The organism is Rhizobium sp. CB3171 (assembly GCF_029714265.1).
Taxonomy (GTDB): domain Bacteria; phylum Pseudomonadota; class Alphaproteobacteria; order Rhizobiales; family Rhizobiaceae; genus Rhizobium.
Window position 1 is genome coordinate 525,796 of record NZ_CP121654.1, and the last position, 14,554, is coordinate 540,349.

At 57.8% G+C, this 14,554-nt stretch carries 17 protein-coding genes; 4 read left to right on the forward strand and 13 right to left on the reverse strand.

Going from position 1 to position 14,554, the window contains the following annotated elements; all coding sequences use genetic code 11:
• Nucleotide 1: 1 nt before the first annotated feature.
• The 3 genes from traF to QA648_RS34345 are packed head-to-tail and all read left to right on the forward strand — an operon-like array spanning nucleotide 2 to nucleotide 2,283.
• On the forward strand, nucleotides 2–505 hold the full coding sequence (traF, locus tag QA648_RS34335) for a conjugative transfer signal peptidase TraF (protein WP_283054513.1): 504 nt from the start codon (nucleotides 2–4) through the stop codon (nucleotides 503–505).
• Nucleotides 495–1,658, forward strand: a complete 1,164-nt coding sequence (locus QA648_RS34340; RefSeq protein WP_283054514.1) for a conjugal transfer protein TraB — start codon at nucleotides 495–497, stop codon at nucleotides 1,656–1,658. Before traF ends, QA648_RS34340 begins: the two co-directional genes overlap by 11 nt.
• A gap of 16 nt (nucleotides 1,659–1,674) precedes the next feature.
• Nucleotides 1,675–2,283: a TraH family protein gene (locus QA648_RS34345; RefSeq protein ID WP_283054515.1), complete on the forward strand. Its 609-nt coding sequence runs from the start codon at nucleotides 1,675–1,677 to the stop codon at nucleotides 2,281–2,283.
• Nucleotides 2,284–2,548: 265 nt separating this feature from the next.
• On the opposite strand, the gene QA648_RS34350 is transcribed toward QA648_RS34345, so the two are convergent.
• Nucleotides 2,549–2,785 (reverse strand): helix-turn-helix transcriptional regulator, encoded by a 237-nt coding sequence (locus tag QA648_RS34350; RefSeq protein WP_283054516.1) that lies wholly within the window; start codon nucleotides 2,783–2,785, stop codon nucleotides 2,549–2,551.
• A 249-nt stretch (nucleotides 2,786–3,034) separates the two neighbouring features.
• Here QA648_RS34350 and QA648_RS34355 point away from each other — a divergent pair, with 249 nt between their 5' ends.
• The gene (locus QA648_RS34355; protein ID WP_283054517.1) at nucleotides 3,035–3,349 is read left to right on the forward strand and encodes a transcriptional repressor TraM; all 315 of its coding nucleotides are present in this window, start codon (nucleotides 3,035–3,037) and stop codon (nucleotides 3,347–3,349) included.
• A 3-nt stretch (nucleotides 3,350–3,352) separates the two neighbouring features.
• Here the strand turns inward: QA648_RS34355 and QA648_RS34360 are convergent, their stop codons facing one another.
• From QA648_RS34360 to traI, 12 genes are all read right to left on the reverse strand, one after another.
• Nucleotides 3,353–4,057, reverse strand: coding sequence for an autoinducer binding domain-containing protein (locus QA648_RS34360; RefSeq protein ID WP_283054518.1), 705 nt, complete (start codon nucleotides 4,055–4,057; stop codon nucleotides 3,353–3,355).
• A gap of 153 nt (nucleotides 4,058–4,210) precedes the next feature.
• On the reverse strand, nucleotides 4,211–5,509 hold the full coding sequence (gene trbI, locus QA648_RS34365) for an IncP-type conjugal transfer protein TrbI (RefSeq protein ID WP_283054519.1): 1,299 nt from the start codon (nucleotides 5,507–5,509) through the stop codon (nucleotides 4,211–4,213).
• A gap of 10 nt (nucleotides 5,510–5,519) precedes the next feature.
• Nucleotides 5,520–5,957: a conjugal transfer protein TrbH gene (gene trbH / locus QA648_RS34370; protein WP_283054520.1), complete on the reverse strand. Its 438-nt coding sequence runs from the start codon at nucleotides 5,955–5,957 to the stop codon at nucleotides 5,520–5,522.
• Nucleotides 5,958–5,960: 3 nt separating this feature from the next.
• Nucleotides 5,961–6,773, reverse strand: a complete 813-nt coding sequence (gene trbG / locus QA648_RS34375; protein ID WP_283054521.1) for a P-type conjugative transfer protein TrbG — start codon at nucleotides 6,771–6,773, stop codon at nucleotides 5,961–5,963.
• A gap of 15 nt (nucleotides 6,774–6,788) precedes the next feature.
• On the reverse strand, nucleotides 6,789–7,451 hold the full coding sequence (locus QA648_RS34380) for a conjugal transfer protein TrbF (RefSeq protein WP_283054522.1): 663 nt from the start codon (nucleotides 7,449–7,451) through the stop codon (nucleotides 6,789–6,791).
• Between the two features lie 24 nt (nucleotides 7,452–7,475).
• Complete coding sequence (gene trbL / locus QA648_RS34385) at nucleotides 7,476–8,654, reverse strand: P-type conjugative transfer protein TrbL (RefSeq protein ID WP_283054523.1); 1,179 nt, start codon at nucleotides 8,652–8,654, stop codon at nucleotides 7,476–7,478.
• A 4-nt stretch (nucleotides 8,655–8,658) separates the two neighbouring features.
• On the reverse strand, nucleotides 8,659–9,462 hold the full coding sequence (gene trbJ / locus QA648_RS34390; RefSeq protein ID WP_283054765.1) for a P-type conjugative transfer protein TrbJ: 804 nt from the start codon (nucleotides 9,460–9,462) through the stop codon (nucleotides 8,659–8,661).
• A complete protein-coding gene (locus tag QA648_RS34395; RefSeq protein WP_283054524.1) occupies nucleotides 9,422–11,890 on the reverse strand; it encodes a conjugal transfer protein TrbE in 2,469 nt (822 codons plus the stop codon). The genes trbJ and QA648_RS34395 overlap by 41 nt, the downstream gene beginning before the upstream one ends.
• A gap of 9 nt (nucleotides 11,891–11,899) precedes the next feature.
• Entirely contained in the window at nucleotides 11,900–12,199 is a 300-nt protein-coding gene (locus QA648_RS34400) for a conjugal transfer protein TrbD (protein WP_283054525.1), read from the reverse strand.
• Nucleotides 12,192–12,575 carry a TrbC/VirB2 family protein gene (locus tag QA648_RS34405; RefSeq protein ID WP_283054526.1) on the reverse strand — a complete coding sequence of 128 codons (384 nt, stop codon included), beginning with the start codon at nucleotides 12,573–12,575 and terminating at the stop codon, nucleotides 12,192–12,194. The genes QA648_RS34400 and QA648_RS34405 overlap by 8 nt, the downstream gene beginning before the upstream one ends.
• Nucleotides 12,565–13,542: a P-type conjugative transfer ATPase TrbB gene (gene trbB, locus QA648_RS34410; RefSeq protein WP_283054527.1), complete on the reverse strand. Its 978-nt coding sequence runs from the start codon at nucleotides 13,540–13,542 to the stop codon at nucleotides 12,565–12,567. Before trbB ends, QA648_RS34405 begins: the two co-directional genes overlap by 11 nt.
• Nucleotides 13,539–14,177 (reverse strand): acyl-homoserine-lactone synthase TraI, encoded by a 639-nt coding sequence (gene traI, locus QA648_RS34415; protein ID WP_283054528.1) that lies wholly within the window; start codon nucleotides 14,175–14,177, stop codon nucleotides 13,539–13,541. The genes trbB and traI overlap by 4 nt, the downstream gene beginning before the upstream one ends.
• Nucleotides 14,178–14,554: the final 377 nt, after the last annotated feature.

Sequence of the window (14,554 nt, forward strand, 5' to 3'; positions counted from 1 at the left end):
TATGGCTATAATCTCGATGATCGCGACAGTGCTCGTGGTGGCCGTCTTTTACTGCGGTTATCGCATTAACTTCACACCGAGCGAACCCGTCGGTCTCTGGCGTATCGTTTCTCTCGAACGTCCAGCATCCGTTGGGGATCTCGTCTTCATTTGCCCCCCGCTTACGGCGGCAATACGGGAGGCGCGCGCGCGAGGGTATCTCCGCGTTGGATCCTGCCCGGGCGCGATCGCACCGCTCATCAAGACGATCATCGCCGCAGCCGGGCAGCATGTCGAAATCGGTGCGCACGTGACGATCGACGGGCGCCCGATCCCATTTTCCGATCTCGCTGAGCGGGACGGCGCAGGTCGACCGATGACGCCATTTCCCGGCGGTGTCGTGCCGGCTGGAAGCGTCTTTCTCTATTCAGCGTTCAGGAGTTCTTACGACTCCCGTTACTTCGGCCCCCTGCCAGCTTCCGGCATCGTCGGCCTGGCGCAACAGGTGCTCACCTATGCGCCTTGACCACCTTCAGTCCGCCCTGCCGATTGCCGCTTCAATCATCGTCGGAATGGTGGGATGGAGTGGCCAAGTTCTGCTTCTTCCGGTCACCTTCGTGTTTCCGATCCTCTGGATGCTTGCGCGAACGCGGTTGATTGCCGCGTTTGTCGCGGCTGGCTATTTCCTGGCGGCTTCTCGGGGATTACCACAAGGTGTCGCGACCTTCTACGTCTCCGATCTCTGGCCGGGCCTGTTGCTCTGGCTATGCGCATCGCTGAGCTTTATCGGCGTCCACACATTGTTCTGGACGAGATGCGGCTTTACGCGGCCATTTCGTTATCTCGCGGCGTCGGTACTTATGGCCATTCCACCATTCGGCATCACCGGTTGGGCACATCCGATCACAGCCACGGGTGTACTGTTCCCAGGATGGGGATGGTGGGGATTGGTCGCGGCGACGGCCGGCCTCATCGGCCTTGTAACCCGTGCTTGGCCGGCTATCGTCATCGCCCTTTCAGGTCTGTGGCTTTGGTCCGCCGCAATCTGGACCGCACCGGCCCTACCGGAAGCGTGGCAGGGCGTCGATCTAGAATTGGGCGCTTCGCTCGGCCGCGACATCAGCCTGCAGCGCCACCGTGATCTGATTGCCACGGTGAAGGATCGAGTATCTGACGGCCGCCGTCGGATCGTGCTGCCCGAAAGCGCCCTCGGCTCTTGGACACCGACCACGGAGCGGCTGTGGGTAACAGCTCTACAGGGAACGGACATATCCGTTATCGCCGGCGCCTCGCTTGTCAATTCGGGCGGATACGACAATGTTCTGATTGCCATCTCCGGTAATGGTGCGCAACTCCTTTATCGAGAGCGCATGCCGGTTCCTGGTTCGATGTGGCAACCCTGGCGCCCCTTGCTTGGTCAGAGTGGCGGCGCGCGGGCGCATCTCTTCGCAAATCCGACCGTGACGGTTGCCGACCATCGGGTGGCACCACTGATCTGCTATGAGCAACTGATCATATGGCCGGTCCTCCAGTCCATGCTGTATCATCCGGATGTCATTGTTGCCGCCGGCAATGGATGGTGGACCAAAGGAACCCCTATTGTCGCCATCCAGCGCGCAAGCACGGAAGCCTGGGCGCGCCTGTTCGACAAACCCCTCGTCATCTCCTTCAACACCTGACTTACAAGGAGACGTCATGCTTGACGCTGCCCTAATCCAACAATGCGCCGACCCTTCATTAGCATCCACGATCGTCGAGCAGTTCGTGACAGCCGCTGGGTCGTCCGACCCCCTTGCGGTCACAGTCAAATCAGGCGGCCGATTGATTCTAATTCCGAAGGCAACATCGGCCGACGAAGCCATGGCGATCGTTCGCCAGTATGTTGAGCAAGCTGAGGTTCGCGTCGGCATGACCCAGTTTCCGGCCGGTGTCGGCGTGAAGGAGGCAGCCGATCTGACGCCGGATTTGGTCGATGCCTGCGAGAACCTGCGCAAGGGCACGACGATGTTCGCCAAGGTCCTGCGCATTGTTGCCAAATGGTACGGCAATCCGAAGAGCGATGACGTCTTCCGCCAGATTTTCGAGGACGCGCTCTATGCCTGGAAGACCGGGGAATTCGAAGGAGTGCGTGTATTTCAAGCGCAGGATCCAGGAGCCTCCATCGAATTGCCTCAGCAAAGCGAAGCGCGCTCCATGGATGAACCGCCAGCCGCCGTGACCACTCCCGAGAAGCGGACGAAGGTGAACGAGGATATTGGCCAAGCCGGAATTCGTATCGATCTTTCAAGGATTGGAGGCAAATAGGCACTCGATTCTCACGTCGGAATCGGTGCGACGGATGGAACATCCCCGGCATGCATAATTATTCCTCGAGGGCCAGAAAGTTAAAGGGCAATTCCAAAGTGCCGACGCCACAGGTGAAAAAGATACCGCGTAAACGTTCGCCGAATGGGATGAATTTGATGGCCGTATAATCATTCTTCAGGAGGCTGATGGACATTCGGGGTTGAGGACGCGCCGAGCATTTTGTCCTTGTTTGCCCTGTTTCCGGTTCCCAGTTCGGTACTCGTTATCCGGGCGGCTTAATTTTTGTCTCAGGCCGACGTTTCAGCAATTCAGACGCCTCAACACCTAAGACCGTCGCCAGGCGATCGACAACGTCGATGCTTGCATTATAGACACTGCGCTCCAAAGAACTGATATAAGTACGATCGATACCTGCCCGAAACGCAAGCTCTTCTTGCGACAGGCCTTTGGCTTGACGCGCAGCTTTCAGATTCCGTGCAAACACCTCTCGAATCTCCATGGCGGAGAGAGCAGCGGCTTGCAGAGTATTTCTCCACGGAGTATTCTCTACAGCGGTATTCCGGATATGGAATCTGCATATGAATCAGAGTGATGACGCGTTCGCTGATGCCCTCTTCGTGCGAGCAATGGACTGTCGAGTTTGTGGGTACCTGTCTTGCTGAAGGATGGGATCTATTTTGCAAAGCGTATAGGCTACCGGAAGGTCTCGATCCTTGGCGGGTCGCAAACGAGGTAAGAGGAGAAGCGGATGGACAACGAGGTCTCATTTGAGACAAGCGGCAAAAGAGAGTCTCGTTATAGAGCGATGCGAGAAGCCGATTTGAAAGCGTTAGCAATTTCTGCGATCCAAGAGCACCGCCGACTTCTAGCCGCAGATGAAGCCGTCTACGAAGCGTGGACTCTTGCAACCGCCAACGCCTCGACTTCCAGCGACGTGCTCAAGAGCCTGCAAGATGAGTATCTCGATCGTCAAAAGAAGTCAGAAGCGCAGCAGGAAGAACTCTCGGAAATCATCGATGCGCTTGGATATGTTCCTGATGTCCCCTCCGAAAAAGACGAATGATGGTCAAACCAAACCGCGGTCTTTCGCGATTGCCACGAGCTGAGGGATCGTCGCGGCATTCAGCTTCTTGCGTGCGCTATCAAAATAGTGCTGCACTGTTCTTGGGGTAATTCCCATTAAAACGGCAATCTCCCACGCCTTTTTACCCTTTGCCGCCCACGTAAGACACATCGCTTCCCTTGGCGAAAGGAGCCGGCTGGGTGCGACGATCGTCGATGCAGCTATAATCTTCAGGCGATAGTGAATTGCCAGCACCGCTTGCAGCGGGTTTAGTTGCTTCTGACATTTTGAAATATCAGCTTTGTGCCCCGAGGAAGCAAATGTCAGCATAATGATCGAGCCGAAACTGCCTTGAACGGGAACCGTCACCCCACTGCGAATGCCATGTTCGACCGCTTCATCCCGAAAACGCTTGAATTCAGAGCTTCCCCGAGACGGCCAGTCATCGATCGCCCAGGAAAACATCTCCATCCGGCGTTTGGCTTCCGTAACGACCGGATCCACTCGAGAATATTGGTTGCGTAGGTAAATTTTCTGCCATTTCTCAGGATAGGAACTGAGTGCGCGGGCGCCAAGACCTTCCGTTTGCAGGTATGCAAAGAATTGAAATCCGCACGAATGAACGAAGCCTTTGAGCCCGCGTTTGATCATCCGTTCATCGTATGAGGCTTCAACCATGTCAATGAGAGCGCTTAAGGCTGGATCCACAGACCTATCTCCTTTCCGTTGTACGTGAAGGCGCCCCCGCTCCTTCGGAAGTGATACAGATCTGCGCTCACCCGCGCAAACATCTATTCACCTCTATTCCGCAATCAAAACCTTCTGAGATGGTGTTAAACAAAGATTTTTTCTGATGCTGTCTCAGTGACTGCTGTACGCGGAGGGAAAGACGATATCCTGATCGACCAAGACATTGAACTCGTATCCCGGCCGGATCCGGATTGTCGGCTGAACGTTCAGGTTCTTCGAGATGGTCTGCTCGGCAACGCGACCGAAAGTTTCCGCGAAATTCCGTCTGGCGGCATCGGAGGCCGTGTCCTGGGTGGCAAGCGTCGAGCTTTCGGGCATCGACATGTCGATGCCGGTTCCAAGTATCGCGACGAGTGCTGCCGAACTCCACGTGCGCCAGAGATGCCGATCGACCTTATCCTTGAACCCGCCATATCCTTCCCCATCGGTCCCAGCCATGCCGCCGATCTGCAGCGTCGAGCCATTCGGGAAGATCAGATCGGTCCAGACGACGAGCAAGCGCTCCTGGCCAAACGAAACCTTGGAATCGTAACGGCCGAACAACTTGGCCCCCCGCGGGATCAGGAGCCGGTAGCCGGTGGCGCTATCATAGACATTCTGGCTGACCTGCGCGGTGATCCGGCCCGGAAGGTCCGAGTTGAGACCTGTGATCAACGTGGCTGGAATGACCGAGCCGCGCTTCAGCTCATACAGCGACATCTGCGGCACGACCTTATTCGGCAAATATCCAAGATCTTTGATGTCCTGATTGAAGAAATCCTCCTTCGAACTTTGGGCATTCTGGTCGACGTTCTGGCCCATCAGCCCGGATTTCGATGCGGCGGCGTAGAGATCCGCGGCATTGTTGGCTGTCGTCGTCGTCTGACGGCCGGTGTCTGTGGAATTTTTAGCGGTTTTCTCGACATCAGAAATATCCACCTTCAAAGGCGAGTCTAGAGCCGTTTCCCGCGCCTGCAGGCGAGCCATCCGCTGGCGTTGAGCTTCGCGGAGATATTGTTCATCCTGCTCCCGCTTTAAGCGGGCTCTCCATTCCTCCTCTGATTCGAGCTGAGGGCGTCTTTCTTGCCGTTCCGTGGGCCGGCGGTCGATAACAGGTGCTTCCTTCTCGAGCTTCTGTTCGACGGTGGGTGTTGGCTGGAACTCTTCGCGTTCACCCGGCTCGCCGATGATGCCGTCACTGATGCCGCGCTTGAGCTGGTCACCGAAGTTCGTCGCCGGTGTATTCAAGGTGCTGACGATATCGTTGCTCCAGTTGAAGGGAAGTCCTCGCCACGATAGGCCAATCACGACCACGCCGAAGAACAGCGCGATGAGGATGGTGGCGGTAATAATTGGCAGCCGATTGAGGCGGCGCATGCCTTTTTGATCGTCGGCTTGCTTTGAAGGGCCGAGCTGGAGCGATTGGATCATACCCCTCCCCTCAATTACGCTGCATGATGGAGAGCGGACTTGCCGGCGTCGCACCGGCTGCCGTTGCTTTGTATGCGCGGCCAAGGGCAATGGAGGGTGTTGACAGCCGCGCAAGCACCTGATCTTGAGTGCCATCGATCGAGTAAGTGAGCGCGATCGGTTTCACGTCCTTTCCAACTTTGCCGTCGGTTAGAACGGTGTAGCCAAAGCCCTTTAGGGCCGCCTTTAGGGCCGTCGCAAACTCCGACGTGTCCTTTTCCATCTTGATTGTCGTCGAGCTCACGGGGCCGATCTGCTCGGCGAGCCGGCTTGCCAAGTCGCCGGCGATGGCATTTGCGGCAGGCCCGGAGACTGGCGCGGCGTTTGACCTTGGGTCCACCCCATCCTCAGCAGTTTGGCATGCGGTGAGAAAGCCGCTGATGATGATGACAACGAGAAGCTTGTGCATAGCTCAGCCTCCCCGCCGAATGGTGATCTTCTGCTGGCGCCAGCCGACGCCGGAGACGAGGATCGCCTGGTCGACGGCATAATCGACGATCATCAAATCGTTCTTCATTCGGTAATTGACGATGCGGTTCTGGCCGCCGTGGATCACGAACAGCACCGGTGCATCCTGACCTGAGATCGACTTCGAAAACTGGATGTAGGTTTTCACGCCATCCGAATAGACCCGCTTCGGCTTCCATGACGCGCTTCCGCCGATGGAATAGGAAAAGTTCAGCTTGTCGGGCGCCGTGCCGGGGACGCCGCCGGTCTCAAGCCATGAATTTACATCTGCGAGCTTGGCCGAGACATCCTCGGTATATTCGAAGCCGACGCGTGCCATGTACTGGCTCGGATGTGACTTGAGCTGGATGTGATAGGTGCGCCGCGACGTCGTGACCACCATCGAGGTGACAAGACCTGCTTCCGACGGCTTGACGATCAGATGGATCGCTTGGCCGCCGATTGCACCGGAGGTGGCAGGCTCCACCTTCCAGCGAACAGTGTCTCCAACGAGAACATCGCGGACGATCTCGCCGCCCTGAAGTTCGATATCGCAGACCTGCAAGGGCGAGCAGACGACGGACGGCTGGGTTTCGCCGAAGAGAAAGGTGACCTTGCCATCGGAGCCGGCCGTCACCAGTCCGGGCGCGACGCGCCATTTCCTGGAAATGGTCGTGCCATTCACCTCATTTGTCGTCATGGTCTGCGCCTCAGCGCTGCCCACAAAGACGAGTCCCGCCAAGCAGCCGGTGGCTGCAATTAGTGCTGTTCTGTGCATGTCAAACCCCTGCCCTCAAAGCTGTGCCGTCCAGTCAAAATCCCTAACGTAGAGGCCGATCGGATTGAGGCGGATGGTCGCCTCGTCCTGCGGCGCGGTAAGCGTAACTGTCGCGATTCCGCGGAACCGGCGCGTCCCGGTTTCCTTGCCCTTCCGGTCCCGTTCGTATTCGGTCCAGTCGATCTGATAAGTCTGATTGGAGAGCGCTACTATGTTGTTGACCTCGACGGCGATCGTCGACGACTTTGCCTTTTCGAACGGCGAATTGCTGCGGAACCAATCATTGATCTTCTGGGTCGACGGATCGGACGCTCGCAGAAGCGCATAGGTTCGATCGATATATTGCTTTTGCACCACGGCATCCGGTGTGATGCTGCGGAAGCTCGTTACGAAGTTGCCAAGCGTGGCGCGCACCACCCGCACATCCGCGTATTCGATCTGCTCCGGGAACCCTGAGGTGACCGAGGTGCCGAGCTTGTCGACCTGGACGATATAAGGCACTAGTTTCACCTGGGTGCTTAGGTATATCGCGTAACCGAAGCCGATCACGGCCATGGTAAGACCGAGGATCCCAACGATCCGCCACGCGGCGGCCGCCTGCACATAGGAGCCGTATCGCTCGTTCCATTCCTGGCGCGCGGCAAGATACGGGTTTTCGGGGGCGCGGTTCGCTGCCATCGATTAATCACTTTCTGACTGCTGTTAGTCTTTGCGTTCGGGAGGTGGCTTTGGTCCGCTGTGCCCACTGCGCGCCTGATCCAGCTTGGAGTTAGCAAGACCCAGAATAGACCCGGCGTAGGCGCCGGGAGACCCGATGGCCTTCTCCTTGGCAGCCGAGCCCGCCGCTTTTCCTGCGGACCCCATGCCTGAGCCGAAACCTCGAAGCATCGCGCCTGCGACGGATGACCCTGCGGCCCGAGCGCTTTGAGCTGCCGCGACGCCCGCGCCGACGGCACCAGCCGCAAGGAATCCCGCGCCTGTGGCAAAGGATGCGGCCTGCCCACCGTGTCTGATCGTCTCCATCCCGCCTGAGGCTGACGCACCTTGGACGACGCCTTGCATGATATTCGGCACGTAGATCGCGACGATGAAGACGACGACGGCAATGCCAGCGATTGCGAGCGCGGTCTGGAATTGATCACCAATGTCGGGCTCGTTTGCCAATCCGATCAGCACTTCCGACCCAATGCGCGAGATCATGACAAGTGCCATGAGCTTCATTCCGACCGAGAAGGCATAGATCAGATATCGAATTGCGAAGTCTTTGGTGTAGGAGGAACCACCCAGACCGAGCATGATCATGCCGGCAAGCAGGCCGATATACATTTCGACCATGACGGAAACGAAGATCGCAGCAACAAGTGAGAACGAGATGACCACGACGACCATTGCAAAAGAAGCCGAGATCGCCAACGCGTTGTCTTCGAAAAGACCGAACTGTATCTTTTCCGACATCTTCGTTGCGACGGCGAGTCCAGCATTGAAGACGTCCGCTGGGGAGGCCGTGCCGCCTCCAGCCCCAATCTGAAACAGACTATCCACCACTGCCTTCGCAAAGGTCGGTCCCTGTCCCAAAACGAAGGCAAAAAAGCCGACGAACATGATCCGCCGGACGAGCTCGGCAAACCAGCTGTCTAGCGAGGCTGCCTGTAATGCGAGCCAGACGGCGGCGATGCCAATCTCGATTGTCGCGAGGATCCAGAATAAGGATTTCGCCGCATCCATGACGGTGGTTTCCCACCCCTTTGCGGCCGTGGTGATCTGGCTCTGTAATGAGGTCAGCACTGAACCTTCTTGGGCAAGTGCCGGCTGTGCTGCCAGCATGCAGAAGGTGGCAATCACCATTGTGGCGCGGAGCCGCCGAAGAGATATTGTTGTCATGTGCTTACCACTCGACTTTCATCTTCGCGCCGCCGGAGGTGGAAGGGGCAGTCCCGCTGAAGAATTTCTCACGCCGCGCCTGCGCAAGGTCCTTGTCGGTCTGTTCGGTCTGAAACCAGGTTCCCATCATAGTCATTTGCTGTGAGACAAGAGCGCGAAGCTTCTGAATCTGCGCGATCTGTTGCGCAGCGATCTGGTGCCCCACCTGCAAAGCCTTCATCTGTCCATCGGCGATCTCAGACATCGACCGCAGTGAGGCCATCGTGCCTTCCTCATTGTCGAACTGTTCGGCCGTGAGGCTTGCCGCCTTTAACGTGCTTGCGATCGTATCGCGGTTGGTGTCCGACCAGGACTGATATGCAGTTGAAAAAGAAGCATTGTCTGGCAGGTTGGTCTTAAGGCTTGAGTAGCTCTGAAAGCGTTGTTGCAGCACATCATCGGCATTGCCCATGGAAAACGAGATGCTCTGCCCCTGATCGACGATGCTGCGCAGCTGGTTGAGATCGCTTTCGACCTGCCCCCACATATGCGACGGAAGCGTCGCCGTGTTCTGGAGCATGTTCTGGTAGATATTCAGCTGCGTTTGAATCTGTTGTGCGAGCTGGCTGATCTGGGTGAGCTGGTTCTGGATCTGCTCGCCGGACTTCCCGACTAAAGAGACCAGCTCGCCATTGTTGAGGACCTGCGTCCACTCGGTGGCGGCGCCAGTTGCGGTGCCGGCTTCCGCGGGAATGACGGCGGCAATCGTCAATGCAACCGCCGCGAGGTCAGCGAGCAGCCTTTTCGACGGTGAGTAGCACTGCGGCATCATGAACTCCTCTCGTTTGTAGCCAGTGGATCGGCCAGTCGCGGCCGTGTTCCGAATGGAGGGCGCGAATGCGCTTCAAGTCTTCCTTGCCGGATGCGCCGACGAAACTAAGGGCCACGGGACCGAGCGCCATATCGAACAGCCGCCGGCCTTCAGGGGTGACGACGTAATATTCGCGCTTGGGGATCGCGTTCGAAACGATCTCTATCTGTCGCTCGTTGAACCCGATCCTCTCATAGAACTCGCGCGTCCCGGGCTCTCGGGCGGCGCCGTTGGCAAGGCAGATCTTCGTTGGGCAGGATTCCTTCAGCACGTCGATGATCCCCGAACGCTCAGCATCTGAAATGGAGTGCGTGGCGAGTACGACGGCGCAGTTGAGTTTACGAAGCACCTTCAACCATTCCCGGATTTTGTCGCGAAATTTCGGATGCCCAAGTGGCACCCATCCTTCGTCGAGGACGATCAGGCTCGGCGACCCATCCAAGCGCTTCTCGATTCGACGGAATAGGTAGGTCAGGACTGGTATGAGATTTCGTTCGCCCATGTTCATCAGCTGCTCGATCTCGAAGGTCTGAAAGGCACCGAGCGAGAGACCGTCCTCCTCTGCATCAAGCAGTTGACCCATCGGACCGTCGACAGTGTAGTGATGGAGCGCGTCCTTGATCTCGCGCATCTGGACGCCGCTCACAAAGTCTGACAGCGATCGACCCGGTGCGCCGATCATTAATCTAATCTGGCGCGAGATCGCATTGCGATGATCGGGAGTGATAGTGACGCCCTGCAGCGCGACCAGCATCTCGATCCATTCCGTCGCCCATGCTCGATCAGATTCTTCGGAGAGGTCCGACAATGGGCAGAAGGCCAGCGCACTCCCCTCTTCTTGAGCATCGCCTCCAATTTCATAATGATCGCCACCGGCGGCGAGCGTGAGCGGCAGGAGCGAGTTCCCCCGGTCGAAGGCAAAGATCTGGGCGCGTTCGTAGCGCCGGAACTGCGCGGCGATCAGCGCCAGAAGCGTCGACTTTCCCGAGCCGGTTGGTCCGAAGATCAGCGTGTGACCGACGTCATCGACATGGAGGTTGAGCCGGAACGGCGTCGACCCGCTCGCCACCTGCATCAGCGGCGGCGAGTTCGGCGGATAGAACGGGCACGGCGCGATCGCGCTGCCCGACCAGACAGAGTTAAGCGGGATCAGATCGGCGAGGTTGCTCGTGTTGATCAATGGTTCCCGAATGTTGCAGTACCAGTTGCCCGGCAGGCTGCCGAGATAGGCGTCGGTGGCGTTGAGCGTTTCGATCCGCGCGCCGAAACCCTCCGCCTGGATTAGCCGGCGGATCGCTTCCGCCTTCTCTTGCAAGGCTTCGCGATCATGATCGAAGAGAATAATGACCGGCGTATAGTAGCCATAGGCCACCAGCTGCGACGACGCTTGCGCGATCGCATCTTCGGTCTCGGCTACCATGGTTATGGCGTCCTGATCGACCGAACGGCTCTGCGTCTGAAACAGCTGATCGAAAAAGGGCCGCACCTTTTGCTGCCACTTCTTGCGAGTGCGTTCGAGCTTCCGCCGCGCCTCTTCTGCATCAAGGAAGATGAAGCGCGAAGACCAGCGATAGGCGAGCGGCATCAGATCGAGGCTGTTGAGGATTCCCGGCCAACTCTCGGCCGGCAGACCGTCGATCGCCACGACGGCGAGGAAGCGGTTTTCGGCCTTCGGCGTCAGGCCATGCTCGATTTCGGCCGTTGCGATCCAGTCGAGATACATAGGAGCGGCAGGCAGCCGGATCGGATGGTTTTCGCCGGTGATGCAGAACCGGACGAACTGCAGCAGTTCGTCATAGCGGGCGACCCGCGCCCCTCCCCTCTCGACAGTTTCCCGGGTTTCCATGCGACGGATCGAAAGGCTGTTGGCGAAATACTGCTCAATCTCCCGGATAGCGTTCTTGAAAATGAACAGCACCGTGTCGGCGTAGGTTTTCTTCCGGCTCTCCTCGTCGGAGTAGATGTATTTGCTGAGCGCCGTTTTTTTGGATTCGAGCGGCCGATAAGTCAGGATGAGCGCATGCTTGCTCTCGAAATGCCCCTGCTCGCGCGCGAAATGCGCCCGCCGTTCGGCGTCGATCGCGCGGGTGACCGCATCGGGAAAGTGGCAACGATCGTCCGACGGATAGTCGAACGTCGGGATCCGAATCGCCTCAACCTGGATCATCCAGCCGCTTCCGAGTCTCGACAGGATCGTATTGATCTGCCGTGACAGTTCGTTGCGCTCGAGGTCCGTTGCGCTTTCGGAATCCGGCCCGGCAAAATACCAGCCGGCCATCAGGCTTCCGTCTTTCAACAGAAGAACACCATTGTCGACGAGGCCGGCATAGGGAACGAGATCCGCAAAGGATGGGCCGGTGGCCCGGAAACGTTTGAGAGCGACCATGCCTTCCCCTCAATACCGGCGCCACGGCGAGGAGGTCGCCTTGTACGAATGTTTGTACGAGATATGGCGGACATAGACCCGTCGCATGAGCGGATCTGCCTTTGCCATCATTCTCAGGAGCCCGAGGACGACGATCCAGATGGCAGCGCCGAAGAGCGCGGAATAGATCGTGAGGACGACGAAGATGAGGATGACTGCGGCAAGGCCGGTGATCAGCACCAGTTCCCGGTCCGCGCCCATCAGAAGGTTCGAGCGCGAAAGCGCGCGGTGGATGCGGTTCCGCTGCAGACCGGACGCGGACTCAGCCATTGGTCACTCCTGCGCCTTTCAAGCCGTCCGAGGCGATCAGCTCCCTCGTCAGGCCAATTGAAGCACCAGTCGCACCGAACAGGCCCACAATGGTCGTGGCACCGAGCAGAATGCCGGCGACGAGAACCACGTACACAAGTCGCCGTGCGAAGTCGTTCAACTCCCCACCAAATATGAGCATGCCGCCGGCTATGGCGACAGCCGCAAGTGCGATGTATCCTGCCACGGGTCCGGTGATCGACTCCTGAATCTGCTGCAATGGTCCTTCCCAGGGCAGTCCGCCACCGCCCGAACTGGCGAGTGCCGGATCACGCGAAGCGAGCACCATGGTTAGGACAGAAAATGCGACCGTGACGACGGAAGCCTTACGCGACATGACGGGCCTCCTCTTCTTCATCGACTTGGTCTGAACCGATCTCGTATTGGCCCTCCGCGAACCGTTCGATTTGGATGACGTCTCGAACCCGCCGCCCGCGCGGTGTCCGTTCAATGGAAATGATGAGGTCGACCGCCTCACCGATAACCTCGTGCATCGGCTGTTGGCTCGCTTCCGCGGTCAATTGTTCAAGGCGGCGGAGCGCCGACATGGCGGTGTTCGAGTGAATTGTCGCCACGCCTCCGGGATGACCGGTGTTCCACGCCTTCAACAGAGTCAACGCGGCACCGTCGCGGACTTCGCCGACGACAATCCTGTCGGGGCGCAGTCGCATCGTGCTCTTCAACAGTCGCGCCATGTCAACGGTATCGCTGGTATGTAGAAGAACGGCGTTCTCGGCCGAACAATGAATTTCGGCGGTGTCTTCGAGGATCACCAGACGGTCTTCGGGGGCGAATTTGACGATCTCATCGATCAACGCGTTCGCAAGCGTCGTTTTGCCAGAACCGGCGCCCCCGGATACGATGATGTTTAGCCTTTTGGAAATCGCTTTTCGGATCATCAAGGCGTGGTATCTCGTCAGCGCGCCTGAGCGCACATATTCTTCGAGCGGAATTGGGCGTGGGGCACGGCGGCGGATCGTAAAGGCTGGCTTGGCGACCGCTGGTGGTAAAAGGCCTTCGAAGCGGTGCCCACCTATCGGGAGCTCGCCGGAGATGATGGGTTGCTTCGTGTCTACCTGCGACTGAATGAAATGCGCCACAATTCCGATCACCGTTTCCGCCGCGACGGGCGACATTTCGCCGGCCGCCGCAACGCCGTGAGCGAGGCGCTCAATAAAGAGCTTTCCGTCCGGATTGAGCATTATTTCGATCACATCCACTTCTTCCAATGCGGCGCACAGCTTATGGCCGAGCGCGTCTTGAAGTTTGCAGACAAGCCTGTGGTGAGAGCGGAGCTGGTTCACGGATCTCTCCTTTTCCACTGCCCATCTAGCGAGATGAATTCAGAGTGGTAATTGGATGGGCGAAGCCGGAGGAATGTCTCGGCGTTCACCGGTAAGGTGCCCGCGACGGCTATTGTCTTGCCAATATTCTTCGGCTCGCCCAATCGTGACAGGCGCCATCCAACGCGTGCAAGGATCCGCTCAAATCGAAGATCGGTCACCGTGACGAGCTCCGTGTACCCATTTGCGATGCACCATTCGATGATGCCCGCGAACATGGTCAAAGTGGCCTCGTGGACGAGGCCCCCTCCGCGAAGATCGACCAAGGTCGTGTCCACGCAAAAGCGGGAGCTTTCGATCATAGATGGATGGGCGTTTAGTTGTCCGTGTGTCAGCAGTGAGGAAAAGACATGCGTCACCATCGTTGGACCCATGGCTGGCAGGAGCCTAGCGCATCCTGCCACACGAGCGCTATCCGATACGGCGAGAATGTAAGTCGGCTGGAGAGCGTCGAAGGCGTCCGCTTCCCGGCCGTCAAGAACCCCAACCTCCCAACCCAATCGGTCTGAAAACACCTGAGCTCGAAGTCGATGATGTGCTTCGAGAAGGTGCTGTGCGGAAAGCCCCTGCCTTGTCGATATCGCAACAACTTTCATGCTGATCTCCGTCGCTAAAATTTATCGACAAAGAGCAGCACGGATTAGAATGGCTGGGCAGTTGTAGAATCCTACAAGGTATTTTGGGTGAGTCGCGAGGTTTTGCGTGAGGACGTGCTGATCTGATCCCGCGTGTTATCCCGTTAGTTGTAGGAATCACCAGCGAACAAATACGCAACGAACGTTGCGGTACGGAGCAGTAACAGATTGGATTCACAAGTGAAACGCCGATCGCGGCGTTAACCATAGGTCAAGGGGCGTCCCGCCTATTAACAGTTTATTAGCCGCATTTTCCTTGCCGGCCCGGGAGAATCGGACATAATAACGGTTCAGTGGCATTATCGGGCCGAAAACCGTTATCTGAAAGATTTCTGACA

What these genes read in the sequence shown, in the direction of transcription:
- traF (WP_283054513.1), top strand. Translation starts at nt 2, where the DNA reads ATGGCTATAATCTCGATGATCGCGACAGTGCTCGTGGTGGCCGTCTTT.
- QA648_RS34340 (WP_283054514.1), top strand. Translation starts at nt 495, where the DNA reads ATGCGCCTTGACCACCTTCAGTCCGCCCTGCCGATTGCCGCTTCAATC.
- QA648_RS34345 (WP_283054515.1), top strand. Translation starts at nt 1,675, where the DNA reads ATGCTTGACGCTGCCCTAATCCAACAATGCGCCGACCCTTCATTAGCA.
- QA648_RS34350 (WP_283054516.1), bottom strand. Translation starts at nt 2,785, where the DNA reads ATGGAGATTCGAGAGGTGTTTGCACGGAATCTGAAAGCTGCGCGTCAA.
- QA648_RS34355 (WP_283054517.1), top strand. Translation starts at nt 3,035, where the DNA reads ATGGACAACGAGGTCTCATTTGAGACAAGCGGCAAAAGAGAGTCTCGT.
- trbI (WP_283054519.1), bottom strand. Translation starts at nt 5,509, where the DNA reads ATGATCCAATCGCTCCAGCTCGGCCCTTCAAAGCAAGCCGACGATCAA.
- trbH (WP_283054520.1), bottom strand. Translation starts at nt 5,957, where the DNA reads ATGCACAAGCTTCTCGTTGTCATCATCATCAGCGGCTTTCTCACCGCA.
- trbG (WP_283054521.1), bottom strand. Translation starts at nt 6,773, where the DNA reads ATGCACAGAACAGCACTAATTGCAGCCACCGGCTGCTTGGCGGGACTC.
- QA648_RS34380 (WP_283054522.1), bottom strand. Translation starts at nt 7,451, where the DNA reads ATGGCAGCGAACCGCGCCCCCGAAAACCCGTATCTTGCCGCGCGCCAG.
- trbL (WP_283054523.1), bottom strand. Translation starts at nt 8,654, where the DNA reads ATGACAACAATATCTCTTCGGCGGCTCCGCGCCACAATGGTGATTGCC.
- trbJ (WP_283054765.1), bottom strand. Translation starts at nt 9,462, where the DNA reads ATGCCGCAGTGCTACTCACCGTCGAAAAGGCTGCTCGCTGACCTCGCG.
- QA648_RS34395 (WP_283054524.1), bottom strand. Translation starts at nt 11,890, where the DNA reads ATGGTCGCTCTCAAACGTTTCCGGGCCACCGGCCCATCCTTTGCGGAT.
- QA648_RS34400 (WP_283054525.1), bottom strand. Translation starts at nt 12,199, where the DNA reads ATGGCTGAGTCCGCGTCCGGTCTGCAGCGGAACCGCATCCACCGCGCG.
- QA648_RS34405 (WP_283054526.1), bottom strand. Translation starts at nt 12,575, where the DNA reads ATGTCGCGTAAGGCTTCCGTCGTCACGGTCGCATTTTCTGTCCTAACC.
- traI (WP_283054528.1), bottom strand. Translation starts at nt 14,177, where the DNA reads ATGAAAGTTGTTGCGATATCGACAAGGCAGGGGCTTTCCGCACAGCAC.